The sequence below is a fragment of the Oleiphilus sp. HI0080 genome (assembly GCF_001635135.1).
In genome coordinates this window covers 1-722 of the sequence record NZ_LWFU01000070.1, presented here as the reverse complement: position 1 = coordinate 722, position 722 = coordinate 1, and the positions used below count along the sequence as shown (strand labels likewise).

Annotated in this window: 1 protein-coding gene; it reads left to right on the top strand. The window is 47.1% G+C overall.

Annotation, left to right across the window (positions count from 1 at the left end):
- Nucleotides 1-722 (top strand): NAD(P)/FAD-dependent oxidoreductase (locus A3751_RS00985; RefSeq protein ID WP_156492154.1); only part of this gene is annotated, 722 nt, incomplete at both ends.

The following is a 722-nucleotide window of genomic DNA, read 5'->3' as shown; positions in this document are numbered from 1 at the left end:
GCACTTTATCTCTTCCAAGACAATGTCTGGCCATTTAGGTTTTCCGATGCCTGAGGATTACCCAGATTACCCTTCGAACAAGCAAATTTTCGAGTATATAAAAAGCTTTGCTGAGCATTATGGTTTATTGCAACACATACGCTTTCAAACCAAAGTGGCCCAGATCGAATTCAAAGAGGGGCTCTGGTTAATTCAGGGTGAGGATGCGCACGGAGAGCGCTTTTCTGACGAGTCGCGATGGCTAGTCTGTGCATCGGGTACAAACTGGTACAAACACCAGCCGACATTGAAGGGGCAGGAAAACTTTACCGGCGAGGTGCTTCATTCCGTTGACTATCATGATCCACAAAGCTTAAAGGGCCAGAATGTGTTGGTGGTGGGTGCCGGCAACTCTGGAGTCGACATTGCTTGTGACGCCGCATACATGGCCGACAATGCCTATATTAGTTTGCGTCGTGGTTACCACTTCGTGCCTAAGCATATATTTGGAATGCCTGCTGATGTGTTTGGTGCTCAAAGCGACTGGATGCCGATCAAGTTATCGCAGCTTGTCTTCGGTGGTTTACTGCGCATGCTCAATGGCGATTTGACGCGTCTTGGTTTGCAAAAGCCAGATCATAAAGTGCTTTCAAGCCATCCCATATTAAATACGCAGATACTTCATTATTTGCAGCATGGGGACATCAAGGCGATGCCGGATATAGAGTATCTTGATGGCAACA